The following is a 19,215-nucleotide window of genomic DNA, read 5'->3' as shown; positions in this document are numbered from 1 at the left end:
GAGGGAGCAGCCCCGCGGGACGCGTGATACCGGACGGCGCGCACCTCAGCGGAAGTCGCGGGACGTCGTCGACACCTGGAGCGAGAGCGGGGCGAGGTGCTCCGCGACGAGGTTCGTCGCGCCGTCGGCCCGCTCGAGCCGGCCCCGCACGACCATCGCCGCAGAGGCCCGCGCGACCTTGCGGAACCGGCGCCAGAGCCCGGCCGAGCAGACGACGTTGAGGATGCCCGTCTCGTCCTCGAGGGACAGGAACGTCACGCCGCGCGCCGTGCCGGGGCGCTGCCGGTGGGTCACGACCCCCCCGACGGCGACGCGCGACCCCGGCCGTGCGCGGGTCCCGGGCCCCTCCCCCGCAGCCCGCTCGGCCTCGTCCGCGCGCTCGATCTCCTCGGCGGCGCGCACCGCGCCCGCGACGGTGAGCACCCCGGCTGCGGTGAGACCGTCGCGCACGTACTGCGTCGGGTAGGAGTCGGTCGACACCCCCGTGGCCCACACGTCGGCGACGGCGGTCTCGACGTCGGTCATGCCGGGCAGCGGCGGTGCCTCGACGCCGACGCTCACGCCCGGCAGCGTGTCCGGTCCTTCCTGGGACAGCGCGCCCGCGGCCCACAGCGCCTCGCGTCGCGACGTCCCGAGCGACTCCGTCGCGCCCGCGGTCGCGAGCCCTTCGAGCTGGGCGGTCGTGAGGTCGACGCGCCGCACGAGGTCGCGCAGGTCGGTGAACGGGCGAGGCCCGTCGTCGGCCCACGACGCCGCCGGGCCGGCGGGCGAGGTCGCGGCGCCCTCGGCGCCCGTCCCGTCCCGCGCCGCGACGATCCGCTCGGCGGCCTGCTTCCCCAGTCCCCGCACGCTCGCGAGACCGAGCCGCACCGCGAGCCCGAGGTCCGGCTCGGGCCCGAACGCGGTGTCGATCCGCGGAGGTCCCGCGACCGGCACGGGAGGGGGCGGGGACCGCCGAGGGCCGTGGTCGGGCCTGGCGGGAGGACCCGAGGGACGAGGGTCCGGAGGGTAGGCCCGAGCGCGGTCCCCGCCCCTTCCCGCGTCCCCGTCCGCAGGCAGCCGCTCGACCGTCGCCTCGACGCCCGACGCGTTGACGTCCGGGCGCAGCACCGTCACGCCGTGGCGCCGCGCGTCGGCCACGAGCGACTGCGGCGAGTAGAACCCCATGGGCTGCGCCGCGAGCAGCCCCGCGTAGAACGCCGCGGGGTGGTGCACCTTGAGCCACGAGCTCGCGTACACGAGGAACGCGAACGAGTACGCGTGCGACTCGGGGAACCCGAAGTCCGCGAACGCCTTGAGCTTGTCGTAGATCTGCTCGCCCACGTCCCGGGAGACGCCGTTCTTCGCCATGCCCTCGAGGAGCCGCCCGTGCAGCGCCTCCATGCGCTCGACCGAGCGCTTCGACCCCATCGCCCGCCGCAGCTGGTCCGACTCGGCCGGCGAGAAGCCCGCGACGTCGATCGCCATCTGCATGAGCTGCTCCTGGAACAGCGGCACGCCGAGCGTCTTGCCGAGCGAGTTCTCCAGCAGCGGGTGCAGGAACGTCACCGGCTCCCGCCCACGCGCCCGGTTGATGTACGGGTGCACGGACCCGCCCTGGATCGGTCCCGGGCGGATGAGCGCGACCTCGATGACGATGTCGTAGAACTTTCGCGGTCGCAGCCGCGGCAGCGTCGCCATCTGGGCGCGCGACTCCACCTGGAACACGCCCACGGTGTCCGCCGCGCACAGCAGGTCGTACACCGCCGGGTCGTCCTCGGGCAGCGTGTGCAGCTCCAGGTGCGACCCCTCGTGCTGCTCGACCAGGCCGAAGCCGATGCGCAGCGCCGTGAGCATCCCGAGCCCCAGCAGGTCGAACTTCACCAGCCCCGCGTCGGCACAGTCCTCCTTGTCCCACTGCAGGACCGTGCGCCCCTCCATGCGCGCCCACTCGACCGGGCACACCTCGATGACCGGGCGGTCGCACATGACCATGCCGCCCGAGTGGATCCCGAGGTGCCGCGGCAGACGCAGCATCCGGTCCGCGAGGTCGAGCACCTCGTCGGGGATCTCACCGTCCTCTGCGGCGGACGGAGGCCGCTGCTCGGGCACGACGTCGTGCGTGTCGTCCGCGCGCAGCGCCCCCTCGATCCTGTGGTCACCGATCCTGTGGTCACCGCGCTCCCGGTCGCCTCCGGCCGGGGGGTGGGGACCGCGCTCGGGCCTACCATCCGGACCCTCGTTCCTCGGGTCCTCCCGCCAGGCCCGACCACGGCCCTCGGCGGTCCCCACCCCCCGCCCTCTGCCGTGCACGTCGCCCTGGTCGGTGGTGCCCCCCGCCTGCTCCCTCCGGCGAGCAGCACCGTCGTCCTCAGCGAGCGGGTCGACGACGCGCGGCCGCATCGCCCGGCCCGTCAGGTCGGGCGACCAGTCGCCCCGGTGCCCGACGTGCGGCCGCTCACCGCGCCCACCGGGCGTGGCCCCGGTGGCGACGCCCGACGCCGAGGTGGCCCCGTCGTCGCGCGAGGCGCCGTCCCGGAAGGTGCCGGTGCGTGGGGAGGTGAGGCCGTCGTCGCGCGAGGCGCCGTCCCGGGAGGTGCCGGTGCGTGGGGAGGTGGGGGTGGCGCGCGCGGCCGTGGTCGGGTCTGGCGGGAGCGGGCCGAGGGACGAGGCCCGCGGATGGTAGGCCGCGCGCGCCACCCCCACCTCCCTCCCAGGTGACCCCGACGGGCGACCGGCTTCATCGACACCAGGACCCCAGAGCGCCGCGACGCGCGCGTCCTTCTCGGCGGTCTTCGTCGCGATGTCCCGCTCCTTGGCCGCGCGGTCCGCCGCCGGTGACGACGGGTCCGGTCCGCGCAGGGAGCCCCAGCGCTCGATGGACTTGCTCCAGGCGTCGGCCTGCCCGACGTCGTACCCGAGCGCCCGCGCGGCGTCGCGCACGGCGGACTTGGGACGGTAGGAGATGACGTTCGCGACCTGCGCGGCGTGCGTGCGGCCGAACTTCCCGTAGACGTGCTGGATGACCTCCTCGCGCCGCTCCGACTCGATGTCGACGTCGATGTCGGGCGGGCCGTCGCGCTCGGGCGCGAGGAAGCGCTCGAACAGGAGGCCGTGCTTCACGGCGTCGACGGCGGTGATGCCGAGCGCGTAGCAGACGGCGGAGTTCGCGGCGGACCCGCGGCCCTGGGCGAGGATGCCGTTGACCCGGCAGAACTCGACGAGGTCGTAGACGACGAGGAAGTACCCGGGGAACTCGAGGTCCTCGATGACCCTCAGCTCGTGGTCGATCTGCCGCCACGCGCCGGGCACGCGCTCGCTCTCGCCGGGCCGGGGACGTGGCCCGTACCGCCCCTCGGCCCCGCGCCGCACGAGCTCGCGCAGCCACGTGGCCTCGGTGTGGCCCTTGGGCACGGGGTAGGGCGGGAGCCGGGGTGCGACGAGGCTCAGGTCGAACGCGCACTCGTCGCCGAGCGCCGCCGCGGTCGCGACCGCCTCCGGGTACCGGCGGTGCCGCGCCAGCATCTCGGCCGCGGAGCGCAGGTGCGCGGTGGGGGCGCCGGGCAGCCAGCCGTCCATGTCGTCGAGCGACGACCGGGCGCGCACGGCCGAGAGCGCCCCTGCGAGGTCGGCGTCGCGGGGCCGGGCGTAGTGGGCGGCGGTCGTCGCGACGAGCGGGAGCCGCGCGTCGGCGGCGAGGTCGGCGAGCGCGTCGTGCAGGTCGGCGGTGCGCGGGTCGTCGTGGGCGGTGATCTCGACGGCGACGTTCCCGGCGCCGAAGACGGCGACGAGCCGGTCGAGCTCGCGACGGGCCTCCGCGCGCCCGGAGGTGACGAGCGCCCGGCGCACGGCGCCCTTGCGGCACCCGGTGAGGACGAGCCACTGCCCGTCGGCCTCGTGCCCGAGCTCCTCGAGCCGGTAGTCGGCGGCGCCCTTGGTCCCGGTCGCGAGGTGCGCGGTGGCGATCGCGCGCGACAGGTTCCGGTAGCCCTGCGGCCCGCGCGCGAGGGCGAGCAGGTGGGTGGAGCGCGGGTCGGGCACGCCGGTGGGCGGGTCGAGCACCGGTGCGCCCGACGGCGCGCGTCTCCCGCGCTGCGCCCCGCGCCCGACCGGGCCTCCGGCCGCCTCTCCGGGCACGCCGGAGCCGGCCGGGACCGGCAGGTGCAGCTCCGCGCCGAAGACGGTGGGCAGCGACACCTTCGCGGCGGCCTGGGAGAACCGGACGACGCCGTAGAGGCCGTCGTGGTCGGTGATCGCGAGCGCGGACAGCCCGAGGCGCGCACCCTCGGCGGCGAGCTCCTCGGGATGGGACGCGCCGTCGAGGAAGCTGAACGCGGAGTGGGCGTGCAGCTCGGCGTACCGGGCTCCTGGACGGGCGGGCGGGCGGGCGGCCATCAGTCGTACACCCCCTCGACGGTCCAGCGACCGCGCGTGCTCGCGAGCAGCAGCCCGCGGCCGTCGTCGAGCAGCACCTGGAGGTGGACGCGGCGGCGGGGCGCGGGGGTCCACCACCGCTCGGCGACGGGCCACGGCCCGGCCCAGTCGACGACGACGCGCTCCTCCCCCGCGCCCTCCGGCAGCGGTCGGTCCGTCCTCTCCGGCGCCCGCCGGTCCGTCCCGGTCGCCTCGTCCGCGGGGCACCGCACGGTCGCCGGCTCGCCGCTCATCGCGAGGCGCGCGTCGACGACGACCGGGCGCGCGGCGTCGTCGAGCACGACGACGTCCTGCGGCGCGGTGGGCACGACGGCGGGCGCCGGGCTGGGCAGCGCGCCCGGCCAGGGCCGGGCGGGGTCGCGCGGGAGCGCGACGTCCTCGCCGAACGGGGCGAGGTGGACGCGGTCGGTCGCGTCGCGGCCGCCCTGGACGCGCGCGCGCAGCACGGCGTCGCCGCCGAGCAGCCCCTGGACGCGACCGAGCGCACGGTGGGCACGCTGGTCCTCGCCGCTGGACGCGCCCCACAGGCGCGGCTGCTCGGCGCCCGCCGGGACGACCTCCTCGGCGGTGAGGGCGAGGCGCGCGAGGGGTGCGCCGTCGGGCACGGCGGCGGCACCGCCGGACCGCCCGGCAGCCCGGAGCGAGGACGTGGTGAGCCAGCCCTCGAGCTGCCAGCGCACCCGGTCCGTGATGCGGGCCGGGCTCAGGACGCCCGTCGGGCCGTCGAGGCGCCACGTGCGCTCGAGGTCGTCGCCCTCGGTGGTGCGCGCGGTGATGCGCAGCCTCCCGGCGACGAGGGACCGGGTAACGAGCTGGTCGTGCAGGTCCTCCGCGAGGCGGCGCGCGGCGAACGTCGCGACGTCGACGCGCTCGGCGGGCGGGTCGAGCTCGGTGGCGACGGCGACGTCCGCCTCGACGCGCCGACGGGCGGGCGGGCGCAGGTCCTCGCCGCGCGCCAGGCGGTGCGCCCACGCGCCGGTCTCGCCGAAGCGCCCCTCGACGGTCGCGGCGGGCAGGGCGGCGAGCGCGCCGAGCGTGCGGACGCCGAGGCGGTCGAGGAGCTGGACGAGCTCGGCGACCGCGACCGCGACGTCGGGCCGGGTGGCGACGTGGACGAGGTCGGACGCGGGGCGCGGCGCGAGGAACGCCGCGGCCTCGCCCCGCGGCACCGTCACCGACGAGCGCGCGGCGAGCACCGCCGCGAGGATGCCGTCCGCGACGCCCACCTGCGCCTCGTGGCCCGTGCGCTCGACGACGCGCGCCACGAGCGCCTCCGCGAGCGCGGCGTCGGAGCCGTGGTAGCGGCTCGCGCCGGCGGCGGGCAGGAGCAGCAGGCCCGGCCGGGTGATCTCCAGCCCGGCGACGACGGACTCCGCCGCGAGCGCCACGGGCTCGAACTCGCGGGCGTCGCGCGCGTCGTCGACGTCGAGCAGCTCGAGCTCGGGGCAGCACTCGCGGGCCCGACGGCGCCGCATCCCCCGGCGCACCCCGGCGGCCCGCGCGGTGGCCGAGACGGCGACGACGCGGCGGCCGTCGTGCGTCGCGGCCGGCACGTGCGCGGGGATCTCGCGGACGGCCATCGCGGCGAGCACGGGCCAGTCCGGGACCCACAGGGCGGCGGTGCGCGTGGGCGCCCTGCCCACGTCGGTCGCGGCCTGCCCGGCCTGCTCGGAGGCCCGGCGCGGCCCACGGGTCGGGCGGCCGGTCATCCCACGAGCCTCAGCCGGTCCGTGCGCTGCGTCAGGGCGACCTGGTCGTCGGCCGTCCGCCGGTCCGCGGGGTCCGCCGTCGCGCCGTCGCGCTCGACGAGGTACGCGGGCCAGTCCCGGCGGCCGAGCGGCAGCTCGACCTCGAGGCGGACCGGCCGCGCCGCGCCCGCGCGCCCCGCGCGCTCGACGTGCAGCGTGCGGCGACGGAGCCAGCCCGCGCCGTGGTCGGCGCCCGACCAGGCCCCGCCCGTCACGGTGAGCGCGACGTGCGCCCCGGGCCACGTGGTCGCGGCGAGGAGCACCGTGCCGCGCTCCCTCGCCCGCGCGACGACGCGACGACGGTCGGCGTCGACGAGCGTCGCCGCCGGTCCGACGACCACGACGTCCATCCCGTCGACGAGCGCCGCGAGGGCGACCGCGGCGTCCGGCCCCGGGTGCGGCACGAGCGCGAGGCGGCCGAGGTCGACGCCGGCGTCCGCGGCGGCGAGCAGCCCGACGTCGGGCAGACCGACCGCCGTCGTCCACGCCCCGGCCGCCGACGCGCCCGCGACGAGCGCGAGCAGCAGGCTCGTCGAGCCGCGCACGGCGAGGACCGTGCCGCGCTGGAGCGCGCCGGTGGGCAGGAGGGGCGCGAGCGCGTCCTGCACGGGCCACGACCGCTCGTCGGGCGCCGTCGTCCGCGACGGCTCGCGCGGCGGGACGCGCACCGCCGGCACGGTGGGTACGGTCCGCGCGTCGGTGCGCCCGTCGGGCACGGCGGTGCGCACGTCGGTGGCGCGGTCGTGGACGACGGCGACGGGCGTGACGGGAGCGAGGGGCGGCGTCGCGAGAGGGCGACGGCGGTCGTGGTGGCGGACGCCGGCCCGCTCCTCCGCCCGGCGCAGGGCGGCCCGGGCCAGTGCGGCGCGATCGGCCCGGCCTGCGGCCGGAGCCGTCGGGCCGACCGGAGGCGTCGGGCGCTCGGCCGGATCGGCGAGGACGGTCATCTCGCCTCCAGGTCCTGCTCGTGCTCACCGCGCCGTCCCAGGGGGACAAGCCGAGTTCGAACAGATGTTCGAACATCTCCAGTGTTCGACCGCCCCGGCGACCCTGTCAACTCCGCAGGGGCGGGTCGTCGCCTTCGTCCGAATGCTCCTCGTCAACCCTCGACCACCGCTCGAATGTTCTCCGCGTGGTCCCCGAACCCTCGACCTCCACCTGAGCCTCACTCTTCTCCGGACCCGGCGCCGCGCTCCGCGAGATGCCTGTGACCGTCCGGTTCGGCACGATGTGGCCATGACCTCTGTGGACCTCGACTCCCGTCCGACCGCCCCCGACCCCTACGACCGCCTCCCCGCGGTGCCGTCCTTCGCGCTCACGAGCACCGACCTCACCGACGGCGAGCCCATGCCCGCCGCGCACGTCGCCGCGGAGGGCGACCGGTCCCCCGCTCTCGCGTGGTCCGGCGCCCCGCAGGGCACGCGCTCGTTCGTCGTGTCGTGCTTCGACCCGGACGCCCCGACCCCCGCCGGCTTCTGGCACTGGACGGTCGCCGACGTCCCCGCCACCGTGACGTCGCTCGAGAGCGGCGCCGGCGCCCCCGACGGCTCCGGCCTGCCCGACGGCGCGTTCCAGGTCCGCAACGACGGCGGCGAGCCGGGCTACACCGGCGCCGCGCCGCCCGCCGGGGACCGTCCGCACCGCTACGTGTTCGCCGTGCACGCCCTCGACGTCGACTCGCTCGCCGACACCGCGGGACTCGGCCCCGACGCCACGCCGACCGCGGTAGCGTTCAACGCGCTGTTCCGCACGCTCGCCCGCGCGACCCTGACCGTGACGCACCAGGCGCAGGACTGACCGCCGCCGCATGACCGCCCTCCGGCCGGACGCCGCGCCGTTCTGCCGACCACCGGAAGGACCCATGGACGCCCCCGCCCTGCCCACGCTCGGCTCCCTGCGCTGGGAGCCCGCTCTCGACCACCTCGACCTCGTCGCACCCGTGACGGCGGACGCGTTGCGCCGCTGGGCCGACGTCGACCCCGACGTCGTCGCCCTGGTGGCGGTCACCGAGATCGACCCCGGCCTCGCGGACACCGCGACCCTCAACGAGACGTTCGCGCTGCCCGTCGAGGCGTCGGCGAACTGCGTCGTCGTGGGCGGCTCGCGCGCGGGCGACGAGCGCGTCGCCGCCGCCGTGGTGCGCGCGCACACGCGCGCCGACGTCAACACGCGCCTCCGCAAGCTCCTCGACGTGCGCAAGGCGTCGTTCCTGCCGACCGACCGCGCGACGGCCGAGTCCGGCATGGAGTACGGCGGCATCACGCCGGTCGGGCTGCCCGAGGGATGGCGGGTCCTCGTCGACGCGCGCGTCGCGACCGACGGTGAGCTCGCGCTGATCGGCAGCGGGGTGCGCCGTTCGAAGCTGCTCCTGCCGGGCGCGCTGCTCGGTCGACTGCCGGGCGTCGAGGTCGTCGACGACCTCGCGACCCTCGTCCCCTGACCACCCCGTCCCCCGACCGCACCGACCCCTGCCCGCCGCATGCCCGTCTCGATGCCGACGTCAGGCGTGCACGCCGCGGTCGAGACCCTGGGTCGCGACGAGGTCCTCGTGGAGCTCGAACCACACCCGGTGGCACGAGTCGACGTCGGTGCGGTCGACCCAGCCACCGTCCCCTGCGCGGGCACGCTCCGACGCACCGGAGAACCGCGTGTCGTACCCGCCGAACCGGGTGAGCACGGACCGCAGGCGGGCGACCAGCGGCGCGAGGGCCTGCGCGAGCGCGTCGAGCTCGTCGAGGACGCGGCCGTCCCAGGTGGGGTCGGTGTGGTCGTTCACGGCGAGCCGGTCGCCCGCGGCGGGGTACAGCTGCCAGTCGGTGCAGGCACGCTGGAGCCTCGCGTTCAGCGGCAGGAACTCGCGGTACACCGCACGGATCTCGTCGCCCGCCCCGGTGCTCGCGAGCTCCGCCGCCAGGCGACGCTCGTTCTCGGCCCTGCCGGCGCCGATCAGCGACCAGCCCTCCAGGCCCGCGAAGGCGGCGTGGTCCACCCAGCCGCGCGCCGCGGCGTCCCGGAGCAGGTCGACCGTGACCGCCGGGTCGAGCCCGAAGCGGCCGGCGATCGCGGCGGAGTCGGCGAACCCGAGGATCCGCACGGCGTGCAGGACCAGGAGGTCGGTGGCCGAGTCGTGGGTCACGAGGCGGCACCACGCCTGGCCGTGAGACGCCCGTAGTGCTGCTGGCACGCCTGGGGGGAGTTGAATCCCGTCGCGTCGGCGATCTGGGCCCAGGTCAGGCCCGCGCTGCGCGCGGTGAACAGCAGGCCCGCCTCGAGCCCCTCGACCTCGGCGCGTGCGGCAGGGAGCAGCGCGAGCGCGGCGAGGACGCCGTCAGGAGCCAGGTCGGTGGACCGCCAGAGCGCGAACTGCGCGAGGTCCACGGCCGACGGCGGCACGGACGCCGGGCGCCACGGGCGCTCGCCGAGGGCGTCGGCGCCGAGAGCGAGCACCTGCTCGCGCGCGTCCTGCTCGCGTCGCGCCTGGCGGTGATCGGCCCGCGCGGCGTCGTCCTTGCCCGTCATGCCGTCGATCCTGCACAATCAACACAATGTTGTCAACGTCTTGTTGAGAGGATGCGGGATGATCGTTCCCCTCCGGGACGCCACGGCGAGCACGAGCGGCGGCAAGGCGGCCGCGCTCGGCGTCCTGCTGCGTGCGGGTGCGGCGGTGCCCGACGGCTTCGTCGTCCCGTTCGACGAGTACCGCGCGACGGCCGGCGCGCTGCCGGCACGCCTGCTCGACGCGCTCGCCGTCGGTCTCGAGGACCTCGGCGACCCGCCGGTCGCGGTGCGGTCGTCGGCCGACGGCGAGGACACCGCAGAGGCATCGGCCGCGGGACAGCACGAGAGCGTGCTCGCGGTGCGCGGCGTCGGCGCGGTCGCCGACGCCGTCCGGGCCTGCTGGGACTCGCTCCACTCGTCACGTGCCGTCACGTATCGAGGCGCCTCCAAGGGCGCCCGTTCGACCGGCGCCCCGGCGATGGCCGTGCTCGTCCAGCGTCTCGTCGACGCCGACGTCTCCGGCGTCCTGTTCACGCCCACCGCGCCCGACGGCACGACCCGGATCGAGTCGTCCTGGGGCCTCGGTCCGAGCGTCGTCGGAGGCACGGTCACCCCGGACGCGTACCGCCTCGCCGCGGACGGGTCGGTCGCCCGGACCGTCGCCGACAAGCGGACCCGCCTCGACCGCGACGGCGCTCGCCTCGTCACGCGCGACGTGCCCGCCGCCGATCGCACCCGGGCGACGCTCGACGACGCGACCGCGGTGCGGCTCGCACGGCTCGGTCAGGAGGTCGCCGCCCTGCTCGGCGGTCCCCAGGACGTCGAGTGGGCCGTCGTCGGCGGTCACGTGTGGATCCTGCAGTCACGGCCGGTCACGGCCGCCCCACCACCGGCACGCGCTGATACCCCCGTCTCCACGACCGCCACGCTGACAGGGACGCCGGGCAGCCGCGGGATCGCGACCGGCACGGCGCGGGTCGTCCGCGGTCCCGAGGACTTCGGCCGGGTGCGCCCCGGCGACGTCCTGGTCTGCCTCTGGACCGACCCGGCCTGGACACCCCTGCTGCGCATCGTCGCCGGCGTCGTCACCGAGACCGGAGGCGCGCTCTCCCACGCCGCGATCGTCGCCCGTGAGCAGCAGATCCCCGCGGTCCTCGGCGTCCCCGGTGCGACCGCGCTGCTCCCGGACGGCGCCGTCGTCACCCTCGACGGCGCCGCCGGCACCGTCACCCCGGCCAGCACCGTCACCGCGTCCGGCACCTGACCAGAGAGGCCCGTGCACCCATGTCGACCCGACACCTCTACATCGCCCGGCACGGCGACGCCGACCCGTTCGGCACGCTCACCGACACGGGCCGACGACAGGCCGGCCTGCTGGGCGAGCGCCTCACCGCGCTCCCGATCGACGCCGTGTGGCACTCCCCGCTCCCGCGGGCCGTCGCGAGCGCCCACGAGCTCGCCCGGCACCTGCCCGCGCACGTGCTGGTCGCCGAGGCTCCCGAGCTCGTCGACCACGTCCCCTACGTCCCCGCTCCCGCCGAGACGCCCCCGTCGTGGATCCCGTTCTTCGACGGCTACGACGCGGAGGAGGCCGACGCCGGACACAGGACCGCGCAGGCGTTGGTCGCCCGCTTCGCGTCGGCTCCCGCTCCGGTTCCCCGCTCGGCGCGGCAGGCCGACGACGTCCACGAGGTCCTCGTCACCCACGCCTACCCGATCGCCTGGCTCGTGCGCCACGCGCTCGACGCTCCCCCGGCCCGCTGGCTCGGCCTCGACAGCGCCAACGCCGCGCTGACGGTGATCGAGCACCGCACGGGCCTGCCGCCCACGGTCGTGATGTTCAACGACCTGGGCCACCTGCCCGTCGAGCTGCGCTGGACCGGCTTCCGCGGTGTCACGCGACCGTGAGGCCGCGGCTGCGTCAGCTCTCCGCGCGGCCCTCGCGCCAGTAGCCCATGAACGCGACGGCCCTGCGGTCGACGCCCAGCTCGGCGACGAGGTGGCGGCGCAGGGTCTTGATCGCGCTCGCCTCTCCCGCGAGCCACGCGTAGAGGACGGTCTCGTCCTCGAGCAGGGCCGGGACCTCCCAGAGGATCGACGCGTCGATGTCGACGTCCTCCAGCGCGTCCGCGGTGACGCACTGCGTCGGCGGGTCCGTGCCCAGCACACCGGCGGCCAGGATGCGCTCGGCGGCGTCCTTCACGGCGGGCACGAGGAGCGCACCGTGCTCCGCGGGCGTACGGTCACCAGCCAGGTCGTCGGTCTCGTCGGCGGTCAGGTCGTCGGTCAGGTCGCAGGGCGCAGCCGCGGCGTCGCGTGCCAGGAACGTCACGCGCACCCCGGGCGGCGCGACGAGCGTGCGCGCGTCCCGGGCGTGCGGCACCTCGACGTAGACCTCGCCCCACGCGTCGGCGGGCAGGTCCTCGCAGATCGCGGCGATCGCGGGCAGCGCGGTCTCGTCGCCCGCGAGCAGGAGCGCGTGGGCGCGCGCCGGCGGGTGGAACTCGATGCCGCCGGCCGGGCCGTCGAAGCGTGCGTCCGGGCCGAGCAGGACGAGCGGCGTGCCGACCTCCGCCGTGAGCGCCCAGCGCGAGGCCGGCCCGGCGTCCCCGTGGAGCACGACGTCGACGTCGACCTCGCGCGCCTCGGGGCGTACGGCGACGGTCGTGTAGGTGCGGAACGGGTTGCGCCGCTGCTCGGGCTGGGCGCGCCACGCGGCGTACCAGTCGTCGGAACGCACGAGGTGCTCGTAGCCGCCGTCCGGGGCGGGCAGGACGAACTTGATGCGCACGTCGCGGCCCGGGTCGGCGAAGTGCTCGAGCGCGGGACCGGTGAACGTGAAGCGACGGAAGCTCGGCGTGATCTGCTCGATCCGGGCGACCTCGACGTCGAAGAACTGCCACGGGCTCGCGGTGCGCGCGGCGGCCCGTGCGGCGGGGCGGCGACGGGCGGCGGTCCGGGGCGTCTCGACGGTCTGACTCACACAGGTGAGGCTAACCTACGCGGCCCCGCCCGGGTCAACCCGTCCGGGCTGCGGACGGGCGCCGGGCCTGGTGATCCGCGTCACGCGCCCCGGCCCCGGCTGCGCCAGAGCAGGTAGACGAAGTACGGCGCGCCGAGCAGGGCCGTGCCGAGGCCCGCGGGGATCTGCTCGGGCGCGATGACGACGCGCCCGAGCGTGTCCGCGACGGAGACCAGGAGCGCGCCGAGGAGCATCGCGACGGGGATCACGCGTGCGTGCCGGGCGCCCACGAGCGCCCGCGCCGCGTGCGGGGCGACGAGCCCCACGAACGCGAGCGCGCCGATGGCGCACACGGCCGCGGCGGTGAGCAGGGCCGCGGCGGCGAGCAGGAGCAGGCGCGTGCGATCGAGCGCGACGCCGAGGACGCGCGGCGTGTCGTCGTCGAGCGCGACGACGTCGAGGTCGCGGCGGTACACGGCGGCGAGCGGCGTGATGACCAGGAGCGCGAGCGCGACGGGCAGGAGCTGCTCGAGCGTGCGCCCGTACGTCGAGCCCGACAGCCAGGTGAGCGCGAGGTTCACGTCCCACGGCGCGACGACGACGACGAGCAGCGTGATGAGGGCCATGACGCCGGCCTGGGCGCCGATGCCGATGAGCACGAGCCGGTCCGAGCTCAGCCCGCCGCGGTACGACAGGCCGTAGACCAGGCCGAACACCGCGAAGGCCCCGACCGCCGCGGCGGCGGACATCGGCCAGATCCCGACGCCCGGCACGAGGAGGATCATCGTCACGGCGCCGAGCCCGGCCCCCGACGTCACGCCGAGCAGGCTGGGCTCGGCGAGCGGGTTGCGGCACACGGCCTGGACGATCGTGCCGGCGAGCGCGAGCGCAGCGCCGGCGAGCAGGGCGGCGAGCACGCGCGGGACGCGCTGGTCGAGCACGAACGTCACGTGCCGTCCGGCGACGCCGTCCCACCAGTTCGCCACGTCGCCGAGCAGCACGACCCGGTCGCCGAGCAGGAGCCCCGCGACGGTCGCCGCAACGACCGCGAGCACCAGCACGACGACGACCACGATCACGGCCCGCCGCGAGCGCGGCCGGCTGAGCGCGCCGTGCGCGCCGCGGGCCCCCGAGCCGGAGTCGCGCAGACGCCGTGCGAGCCAGATCAGCAGGATCGCGCCGAGGACGGTCGTGACGATGCCCGTGGGCACCGCGATGGACAGGATGCCCGGGAGCAGGAGGCGCAGCAGGACGTCCGCGCCGAGGACGACGACCACGCCGACGATCGCCGCGAACGGCAGGAGCAGCACGTGCCGCCCGAGCCCGGGGACGCGGCGCGCGACGAGCCGCGCGACGACGGGGGCCGCGAGCCCGACGAACCCGACCGGGCCCGCGACGGTCACCGCGATCGCGGCGAGCAGCACGGCGACGAGGACCGCGACGACACGCGTGCGGCGCACGTCGACGCCGAGGACGGTCGCGGCGTCGTCGCCGAGCCCGAGGAGGTCGAGGCGGCGCGACAGGACGAGGGCGGCGAGGACGCCGACCACGACGACCGGTGTCGCCATCGCGACGGTGCGGGTGCCCGACTGGACGATGGACCCGCTCCCCCACGCGAAGAGACCCATCGTCTCCTGCTCGAACAGCACGAGGAGGACCATCGTCAGCGAGTGCAGCGCGAGCATGATCGCGGACCCGGCGAGCACGAGGCGGGTCGGCCCGTCGGCACCGCCGCGCGCGAGCACGAGCACGAGCCCGGCCGCGGCGAGCCCGCCGAGGAACGCCAGACCGCCCTGGAGGTAGAACGGGATCGAGAGGCCGAACGCGGCGACGACCACGACCGTGAGGTACGCGCCGGCGTTCACCGCGAGCGTGTCCGGGGACGCGAGCGGGTTGCGCGCGACCGACTGCAGCACCGCGCCCGCGACGCCGAGCGCGACGCCCAGCAGCAGGCCCGCGAGAAGTCGGGGAACGCGCGAGGCCACGAGGACGGCGACGGTCTGGTCGACGCCTTCCCCGCCGGTGGCCAGGCGCAGCAGGTCGAGCGGTCCGACGTCGGCCGTTCCCTGCGTGAGGTGCACGGCGGCGAGGACGGCCGCGACCACGACCGCGACGACGAACGCCCCGGTGATGCCGAGGCGTGACGTCGGCACGCGCGCCGCCGTGGTCCCGGCGGGGCCGCCCCCGCGGGCGGGTCCGGATGTCGGCACGACGGCCGGAGCCGGGTCCTCCAGGAGAAGGGTGTCCGGCTCCGCCGTCGTGTGCTCTCGCCTCGTCACAGTCGTCTCGTCAGCCTTCTCGTCAGCCTTGTTGCCGCGGGCTCGACGCCGGCGGTGGTGGGGAGGGTCAGGCGGTCAGGGCGTCGACGACCGCGTCGGCGTAGGCCGACGCGGACAGCGGGCCGCCGAACATCCAGATGCCGTCGGGCAGGCGGTGCACGTCACCGGAGACGACGAACGGCAGCTGCTCCCACACGGCGTTGCCCGCGAGGCCGTCGGTGAACGGGTTCGGCTCCGACTCGCTCGCGACGTAGAGGAACTGCACGTCCCCGAGCTGGGTCAGACCCTCGACGTCGGTCTGCGCGAGGCCGTAGTCGGGGTCGCCGCCCTCGGTCCAGGTGTTGATGAGGCCGAGCTCCTCGCCGATCGCGCCGAAGAACGAGCCCGGGGTGTACATGCGCACGGACACGGCACCGTTGGTGATCCAGCCGTCGGCCATGGCGAACTCGGCCCCCGCGAGACCGGCCTCGTCGAGCGCCGCCGTGGCGTCCGCGATCGTCGCGTCGTACTCCCCGAGCGCGGCGGTCGCCTCGTCCTCGCGGCCCGTGACGGCGCCCAGGGTCTCGACCGTGGATCGCATGTAGCCGATCGGGTCCTCGCCGTCGGAGCCGCGCAGCACGAGCACCGGCGCGACCTCCTCGATCTGCGCGACGACGTTCTCCGGCAGGTCCGTCGTCGTGACGACGAGGTCCGGCTCGAGCGCCGAGATGGCGTCCAGGCTGGGCTCGCCGCGCGTGCCGACGTCGGGCGTGCTCGCGTCGATCGGCGCGACCGTGTCCCACGTGTTGTAGCCCTCGACGTCGGCCTGGCCGACGGGCTCGACGCCGAGCGCGACGAGGTTCTCCGTGAGGCCCCACTCGAGGGAGACGATCTCGGTCGCCGGGGCGTCGAGCGTGTGCTCGCCGCGCTCGTCGGTGTACGTCACCGGACCGGAGGCCGCGTCGGCCGCCCCGTCGTCGGTCGCGGCGTCCGCCGGGTCCTCGGTCGTGCCGCAGGCGGCGAGCGCGAACGTCGTGGCGAGCGCGAGCGCCCCCGCGGCGAGGGATCGGGTTCGGGTCGAGCGCATGCGTGTCCTCACAGGTTCGGGGTAGGTGCCGGGCGCGACGGTGCGGCAGGAGGCCGAGCGAGGCCCGGGCGTTGCGGGATGAGGGTCGTTCTGCGGGTGGTCAGACGAGCACGGCGGCGCCGACCCGGGCGGCGTGCCGCCCGAGCGGCTCGCAGCACGTGCGGCCCGTGAGCGGGTGCGTGTAGACGTCGACGTGGATGCCGTACACCGCGGTGAGCAGCTCCGAGGTGAGCACCTCGTCGGCGGGCCCGGCCGCGCGCACCACGCCGTGGTGGAGCAGGACCACGTGGTCGGCCACGGAGGCGGCCTGGTTGAGGTCGTGCAGGACGACGCCGACGGCGACCCCGTGCTCGGTCGCCAGGTCGCGCACGAGGTCGAGCAGCTCGACCTGGTAGCGCAGGTCGAGGTACGTCGTGGGCTCGTCGAGCAGGAGCACGCCGGTGTCCTGCGCGAGGCACGTCGCGAGCCACACGCGCTGCAGCTCGCCGCCGGACAGCTCGTCGACGCCGCGGTCGGCCATCGTCGCGACCCCGGTCACCTCCATCGCGTGCGTGATCGCGCGCGGGCCGTCGGGGTCGTTCGCGCGGAACCGCCCGCGGTAGGGGTGGCGGCCGTAGGCGACGACGTCGCGCACGCAGACGCCCGACGGCGTGGGCCGGCTCTGGGACAGCAACGTCACGCGCCGCGCGAAGTCCTTGGGGTGCAGCGCCAGGGCGTCGGTCGCGTCGTCGAGCGTGACGGAGCCGGCGTCGGGCCGGTGCAGGCGGGCCAGCGAGCGCAGGAGGGTGGACTTGCCCGACCCGTTCGGCCCGATGAGGGCCGTGACCTCGCCCGGGACGAGGTCGAGACCGGCGCCGTGCACGACGGTCCGAGCGTCGTACGACAGGTGCAGGTCGTGGCCGGACAGCGCTGCGGCACCGGGCCGGCGGGGAGTCGAGGTCTCGACTGAGGGTGCACTCACAAAGGTGAGGCTAATCTATGTCGGGCCGCCTGAGCCAGGGTGTCCGGTGCGACCGTCGTCACGCTCGCTCGTCACGCTCGTCCGTCACGCGCGCCGAGCGCCGTGCTCCTGCGGGTGGACCGACGGCGCGCGGTCCTCGTCCGCAGCGTGCGCGCGCGTGGGCGACGCGGCATGCTCGCCGCCGAGCGCGACGGGCACGACGAGCGCCCGGTGGTCGGACAGCCCCGTGTCCACCGCGACGCCCGGCGCGGTGGCGCGGACCGCCCCGTGGGCGAGCACGTGGTCGAGCTGGCGCGCGGGCGTACCGACCGGGAACGTCGGGGCGCTCGCCAGCGGCTGCCACCCGCTCGTGCGGGCGGCCTGCGGCGCGTCGACGTTGAGGTCGCCCATGAGCACGACGGGCTCGCCCGCCGGCGTGTCCTCGACGAGCGAGCGCGTCAGCCGGACGAGCTGGGTGAGGTTGCGTCCCGGCACGAAGGTCAGGTGCGCGCACACGACCGTCAGCGGGCCGGCGGGGGCGTCGACGCTCGCGACGAGGGCGGCCCGCGGCTCGTCGCGCACGAGCGTGGGCACGCGGCTGCCGGGGAAGCGCACCGGGACGCGCGTGCGGGGCGGAGGCATGACGACGGTCCGCCACGAGCGGACCGGGAACCGGCTCACGACGGCGATCCCGTACGCCGCCTGGCCCGGCTGCTGCTCGCCGGTGGGTGCGGACCAGACCCCCGGCTCGCCGACGAGCGTCGCCACGAACCGGTGGTCGACCGCACCCGCGGCCTCGGCGGCGACGGCCGTCAGGTCGGCGCCGTGGGACCGCGGCTGGTCGCGGTCGACCTCCTGCAGCGCGAGGACGTCGGCGTCGAGCGCGCGGACCGCGGCCGCGAACCGGTCGACGTCGACCCTGTCGTCGACCGTCGACCGCCCGTGGAGGATGTTGAACGTCGCGAGGCGCATCGCCTCGATTCTGGGGGCGTCGGCGTGACGCCGCACCCCCGCACGATCCGTCCGGTGCGCCACCGCACGCACGACGCGCGCACGACGGTCGCGCGACGTGCCGGTGGACGGCACGTGGTGTAGACCCTGGGGCATGGTGGACGACAGAGAGGCCCTGCACGACGGCCTGCGCATGACGGCGGCCGCGCTCGCCGAGGCCGGGATACCGCACGCCCTCGTCGGCGGGTACGCCGCGTGGGCCCGCGGAGCCCCGGAGCCCAGCCACGACGCCGACTTCGCGATCCGGGAGGTCGACGTGGACCGGGCGCGCGAGGTGCTGGCCGAGGCGGGGCTCGAGATCACGGAGCCGACGGAGAACTGGCTGTTCAAGGCGTATCACCACGGCGAGCTCGTCGACGTGCTGTACCGCATGGTCGGCGAGCCGATCGACGACGACCTGCTGGCGCGCACCGACGAGCTCGAGGTGCTCGCGGTCCGCATGCCCGTGCTGTCGGCGACGGAGATCATGGCGTCGAAGCTGCGCGTGATCGGCGAGCACTTCTGCGACTTCTCGCGCCTGCTCCCGGTGGCCCGGGCGATGCGCGAGCAGATCGCGTGGCCCGAGGTGCGCGAGCGGGTCGACGACAACCCGTACGCCCGCGCGTTCCTCTTCCTCCTCGACGAGCTCGGCGTCGTCGACAAGGCGGAGATGCGCGACCCCGCCGCGGAGCGCGACGCGGCGTCCGGCCCCGCCTCGGGCGACCCGTCGAGCCACGTGGAGTGACCGCCGCGCGTCTCGCGCCGAGCGCTCGGCGCGCGAGCGGGCGTGATCGTGCTCAGGGTGGAGGGGAACCGCCCCCGACACCAGGAGGTCTCTCGATGAGCACCGTCACCCAGTCGATCGACGTCAGCGTCCCCGTCCGCACGGCCTACGACCAGTGGACGCAGTTCGAGGAGTTCCCCCGCTTCATGGAGGGCGTGGAGGAGATCCGCCAGCTCGACCCGACGCACACCCACTGGAGGACGAAGATCGGCGGCGTCGAGCGCGAGTTCGACGCCGAGATCACCGAGCAGCACCCCGACGAGCGCGTCGCGTGGAACAGCACGTCCGGCCCCGACCACGCGGGCGTCGTGACGTTCCACCGGCTGAGCGACGCCGAGACGCGCGTGACGGTCCAGCTCGACTGGTCGCCCGAGGGCGTCGTGGAGAAGGCCGGCGACCTGCTCCAGCTCGACGAGCGCCGCGTGAAGGGCGACCTCGCGCGGTTCAAGGAGTTCATCGAGTCGCGCGGCGTCGAGACGGGCGCGTGGCGCGGCGACGTGAGCTGACAGCCGCACGAACCACGACGGAGCGGGTC

At 76.1% G+C, this 19,215-nt stretch carries 16 protein-coding genes; 6 read left to right on the top strand and 10 right to left on the bottom strand.

The genetic code is table 11. The annotated features are described in order from the left end of the window. Positions 1-45: 45 nt before the first annotated feature. Genes AC4H2G_RS10990 through imuA' form a run of 3 tightly spaced genes read right to left on the bottom strand, consistent with a single transcriptional unit; the run spans position 46 to position 7,108 of the window. Entirely contained in the window at positions 46-4,374 is a 4,329-nt protein-coding gene (locus AC4H2G_RS10990) for a DNA polymerase III subunit alpha (protein WP_494365807.1), read from the bottom strand. Next, positions 4,374-6,122, bottom strand: coding sequence for a DNA polymerase Y family protein (locus tag AC4H2G_RS10985; RefSeq protein WP_494365806.1), 1,749 nt, complete (start codon positions 6,120-6,122; stop codon positions 4,374-4,376). The genes AC4H2G_RS10990 and AC4H2G_RS10985 overlap by 1 nt, the downstream gene beginning before the upstream one ends. Then, entirely contained in the window at positions 6,119-7,108 is a 990-nt protein-coding gene (imuA', locus tag AC4H2G_RS10980; protein WP_494365805.1) for a DnaE2-dependent mutagenesis accessory factor ImuA', read from the bottom strand. The genes AC4H2G_RS10985 and imuA' overlap by 4 nt, the downstream gene beginning before the upstream one ends. A 289-nt stretch (positions 7,109-7,397) precedes the next feature. Between imuA' and AC4H2G_RS10975 the strand changes: the two genes are divergently transcribed. Beyond that, on the top strand, positions 7,398-7,958 hold the full coding sequence (locus AC4H2G_RS10975; protein WP_494365804.1) for a YbhB/YbcL family Raf kinase inhibitor-like protein: 561 nt from the start codon (positions 7,398-7,400) through the stop codon (positions 7,956-7,958). 64 nt (positions 7,959-8,022) lie between these two features. Then, positions 8,023-8,601 carry a YbaK/EbsC family protein gene (locus AC4H2G_RS10970; protein ID WP_494365803.1) on the top strand — a complete coding sequence of 193 codons (579 nt, stop codon included), beginning with the start codon at positions 8,023-8,025 and terminating at the stop codon, positions 8,599-8,601. 60 nt (positions 8,602-8,661) lie between these two features. On the opposite strand, the gene AC4H2G_RS10965 is transcribed toward AC4H2G_RS10970, so the two are convergent. Further along, on the bottom strand, positions 8,662-9,297 hold the full coding sequence (locus AC4H2G_RS10965; protein WP_494365802.1) for a transcriptional regulator: 636 nt from the start codon (positions 9,295-9,297) through the stop codon (positions 8,662-8,664). Continuing rightward, positions 9,294-9,680 (bottom strand): DNA-binding protein, encoded by a 387-nt coding sequence (locus tag AC4H2G_RS10960; protein WP_494365801.1) that lies wholly within the window; start codon positions 9,678-9,680, stop codon positions 9,294-9,296. The genes AC4H2G_RS10965 and AC4H2G_RS10960 overlap by 4 nt, the downstream gene beginning before the upstream one ends. Before the next feature lie 58 nt (positions 9,681-9,738). Here AC4H2G_RS10960 and AC4H2G_RS10955 point away from each other — a divergent pair, with 58 nt between their 5' ends. Further along, on the top strand, positions 9,739-10,923 hold the full coding sequence (locus AC4H2G_RS10955; protein WP_494365800.1) for a PEP/pyruvate-binding domain-containing protein: 1,185 nt from the start codon (positions 9,739-9,741) through the stop codon (positions 10,921-10,923). A gap of 20 nt (positions 10,924-10,943) precedes the next feature. Beyond that, the gene (locus AC4H2G_RS10950; protein ID WP_494365799.1) at positions 10,944-11,567 is read left to right on the top strand and encodes a histidine phosphatase family protein; all 624 of its coding nucleotides are present in this window, start codon (positions 10,944-10,946) and stop codon (positions 11,565-11,567) included. Between the two features lie 13 nt (positions 11,568-11,580). Here AC4H2G_RS10950 and AC4H2G_RS10945 read toward each other — a convergent pair whose 3' ends face one another. The 5 genes from AC4H2G_RS10945 to AC4H2G_RS10925 all read right to left on the bottom strand — a co-directional run bounded on the left by AC4H2G_RS10945 (position 11,581) and on the right by AC4H2G_RS10925 (position 17,878). After that, positions 11,581-12,642, bottom strand: coding sequence for a siderophore-interacting protein (locus tag AC4H2G_RS10945; RefSeq protein ID WP_494365798.1), 1,062 nt, complete (start codon positions 12,640-12,642; stop codon positions 11,581-11,583). Positions 12,643-12,722: 80 nt separating this feature from the next. Further along, complete coding sequence (locus tag AC4H2G_RS10940; RefSeq protein ID WP_494365797.1) at positions 12,723-14,900, bottom strand: iron ABC transporter permease; 2,178 nt, start codon at positions 14,898-14,900, stop codon at positions 12,723-12,725. Positions 14,901-14,967: 67 nt separating this feature from the next. Beyond that, positions 14,968-15,966 carry an ABC transporter substrate-binding protein gene (locus AC4H2G_RS10935; protein WP_494365796.1) on the bottom strand — a complete coding sequence of 333 codons (999 nt, stop codon included), beginning with the start codon at positions 15,964-15,966 and terminating at the stop codon, positions 14,968-14,970. A gap of 100 nt (positions 15,967-16,066) precedes the next feature. Next, on the bottom strand, positions 16,067-16,927 hold the full coding sequence (locus AC4H2G_RS10930; RefSeq protein WP_494365795.1) for an ABC transporter ATP-binding protein: 861 nt from the start codon (positions 16,925-16,927) through the stop codon (positions 16,067-16,069). Positions 16,928-17,011: 84 nt separating this feature from the next. Further along, positions 17,012-17,878, bottom strand: a complete 867-nt coding sequence (locus AC4H2G_RS10925; protein WP_494365794.1) for an endonuclease/exonuclease/phosphatase family protein — start codon at positions 17,876-17,878, stop codon at positions 17,012-17,014. Between the two features lie 133 nt (positions 17,879-18,011). Here AC4H2G_RS10925 and AC4H2G_RS10920 point away from each other — a divergent pair, with 133 nt between their 5' ends. Together AC4H2G_RS10920 and AC4H2G_RS10915 are read left to right on the top strand one after the other, a co-directional pair. Next, entirely contained in the window at positions 18,012-18,641 is a 630-nt protein-coding gene (locus AC4H2G_RS10920) for a nucleotidyltransferase family protein (RefSeq protein WP_494365793.1), read from the top strand. A 95-nt stretch (positions 18,642-18,736) separates the two neighbouring features. Then, positions 18,737-19,186: an SRPBCC family protein gene (locus AC4H2G_RS10915; RefSeq protein ID WP_494365792.1), complete on the top strand. Its 450-nt coding sequence runs from the start codon at positions 18,737-18,739 to the stop codon at positions 19,184-19,186. Positions 19,187-19,215 lie beyond the last annotated feature (29 nt).

Source organism: Cellulosimicrobium sp. BMG9.23, assembly GCF_059159985.1.
The sequence above is the reverse complement of the archived record's forward strand: the minus strand, read 5'-3'. Positions and strand labels throughout refer to the sequence as shown.

Coding starts and splice junctions, on each gene's coding strand:
- AC4H2G_RS10960 (WP_494365801.1), bottom strand. CDS start 9,680: ATGACGGGCAAGGACGACGCCGCGCGGGCCGATCACCGCCAGGCGCGA.
- AC4H2G_RS10915 (WP_494365792.1), top strand. CDS start 18,737: ATGAGCACCGTCACCCAGTCGATCGACGTCAGCGTCCCCGTCCGCACG.
- AC4H2G_RS10970 (WP_494365803.1), top strand. CDS start 8,023: ATGGACGCCCCCGCCCTGCCCACGCTCGGCTCCCTGCGCTGGGAGCCC.
- AC4H2G_RS10920 (WP_494365793.1), top strand. CDS start 18,012: ATGGTGGACGACAGAGAGGCCCTGCACGACGGCCTGCGCATGACGGCG.
- AC4H2G_RS10950 (WP_494365799.1), top strand. CDS start 10,944: ATGTCGACCCGACACCTCTACATCGCCCGGCACGGCGACGCCGACCCG.
- AC4H2G_RS10975 (WP_494365804.1), top strand. CDS start 7,398: ATGACCTCTGTGGACCTCGACTCCCGTCCGACCGCCCCCGACCCCTAC.
- AC4H2G_RS10985 (WP_494365806.1), bottom strand. CDS start 6,122: ATGACCGGCCGCCCGACCCGTGGGCCGCGCCGGGCCTCCGAGCAGGCC.
- AC4H2G_RS10955 (WP_494365800.1), top strand. CDS start 9,739: ATGATCGTTCCCCTCCGGGACGCCACGGCGAGCACGAGCGGCGGCAAG.
- AC4H2G_RS10925 (WP_494365794.1), bottom strand. CDS start 17,878: ATGCGCCTCGCGACGTTCAACATCCTCCACGGGCGGTCGACGGTCGAC.
- AC4H2G_RS10935 (WP_494365796.1), bottom strand. CDS start 15,966: ATGCGCTCGACCCGAACCCGATCCCTCGCCGCGGGGGCGCTCGCGCTC.
- imuA' (WP_494365805.1), bottom strand. CDS start 7,108: ATGACCGTCCTCGCCGATCCGGCCGAGCGCCCGACGCCTCCGGTCGGC.
- AC4H2G_RS10990 (WP_494365807.1), bottom strand. CDS start 4,374: ATGGCCGCCCGCCCGCCCGCCCGTCCAGGAGCCCGGTACGCCGAGCTG.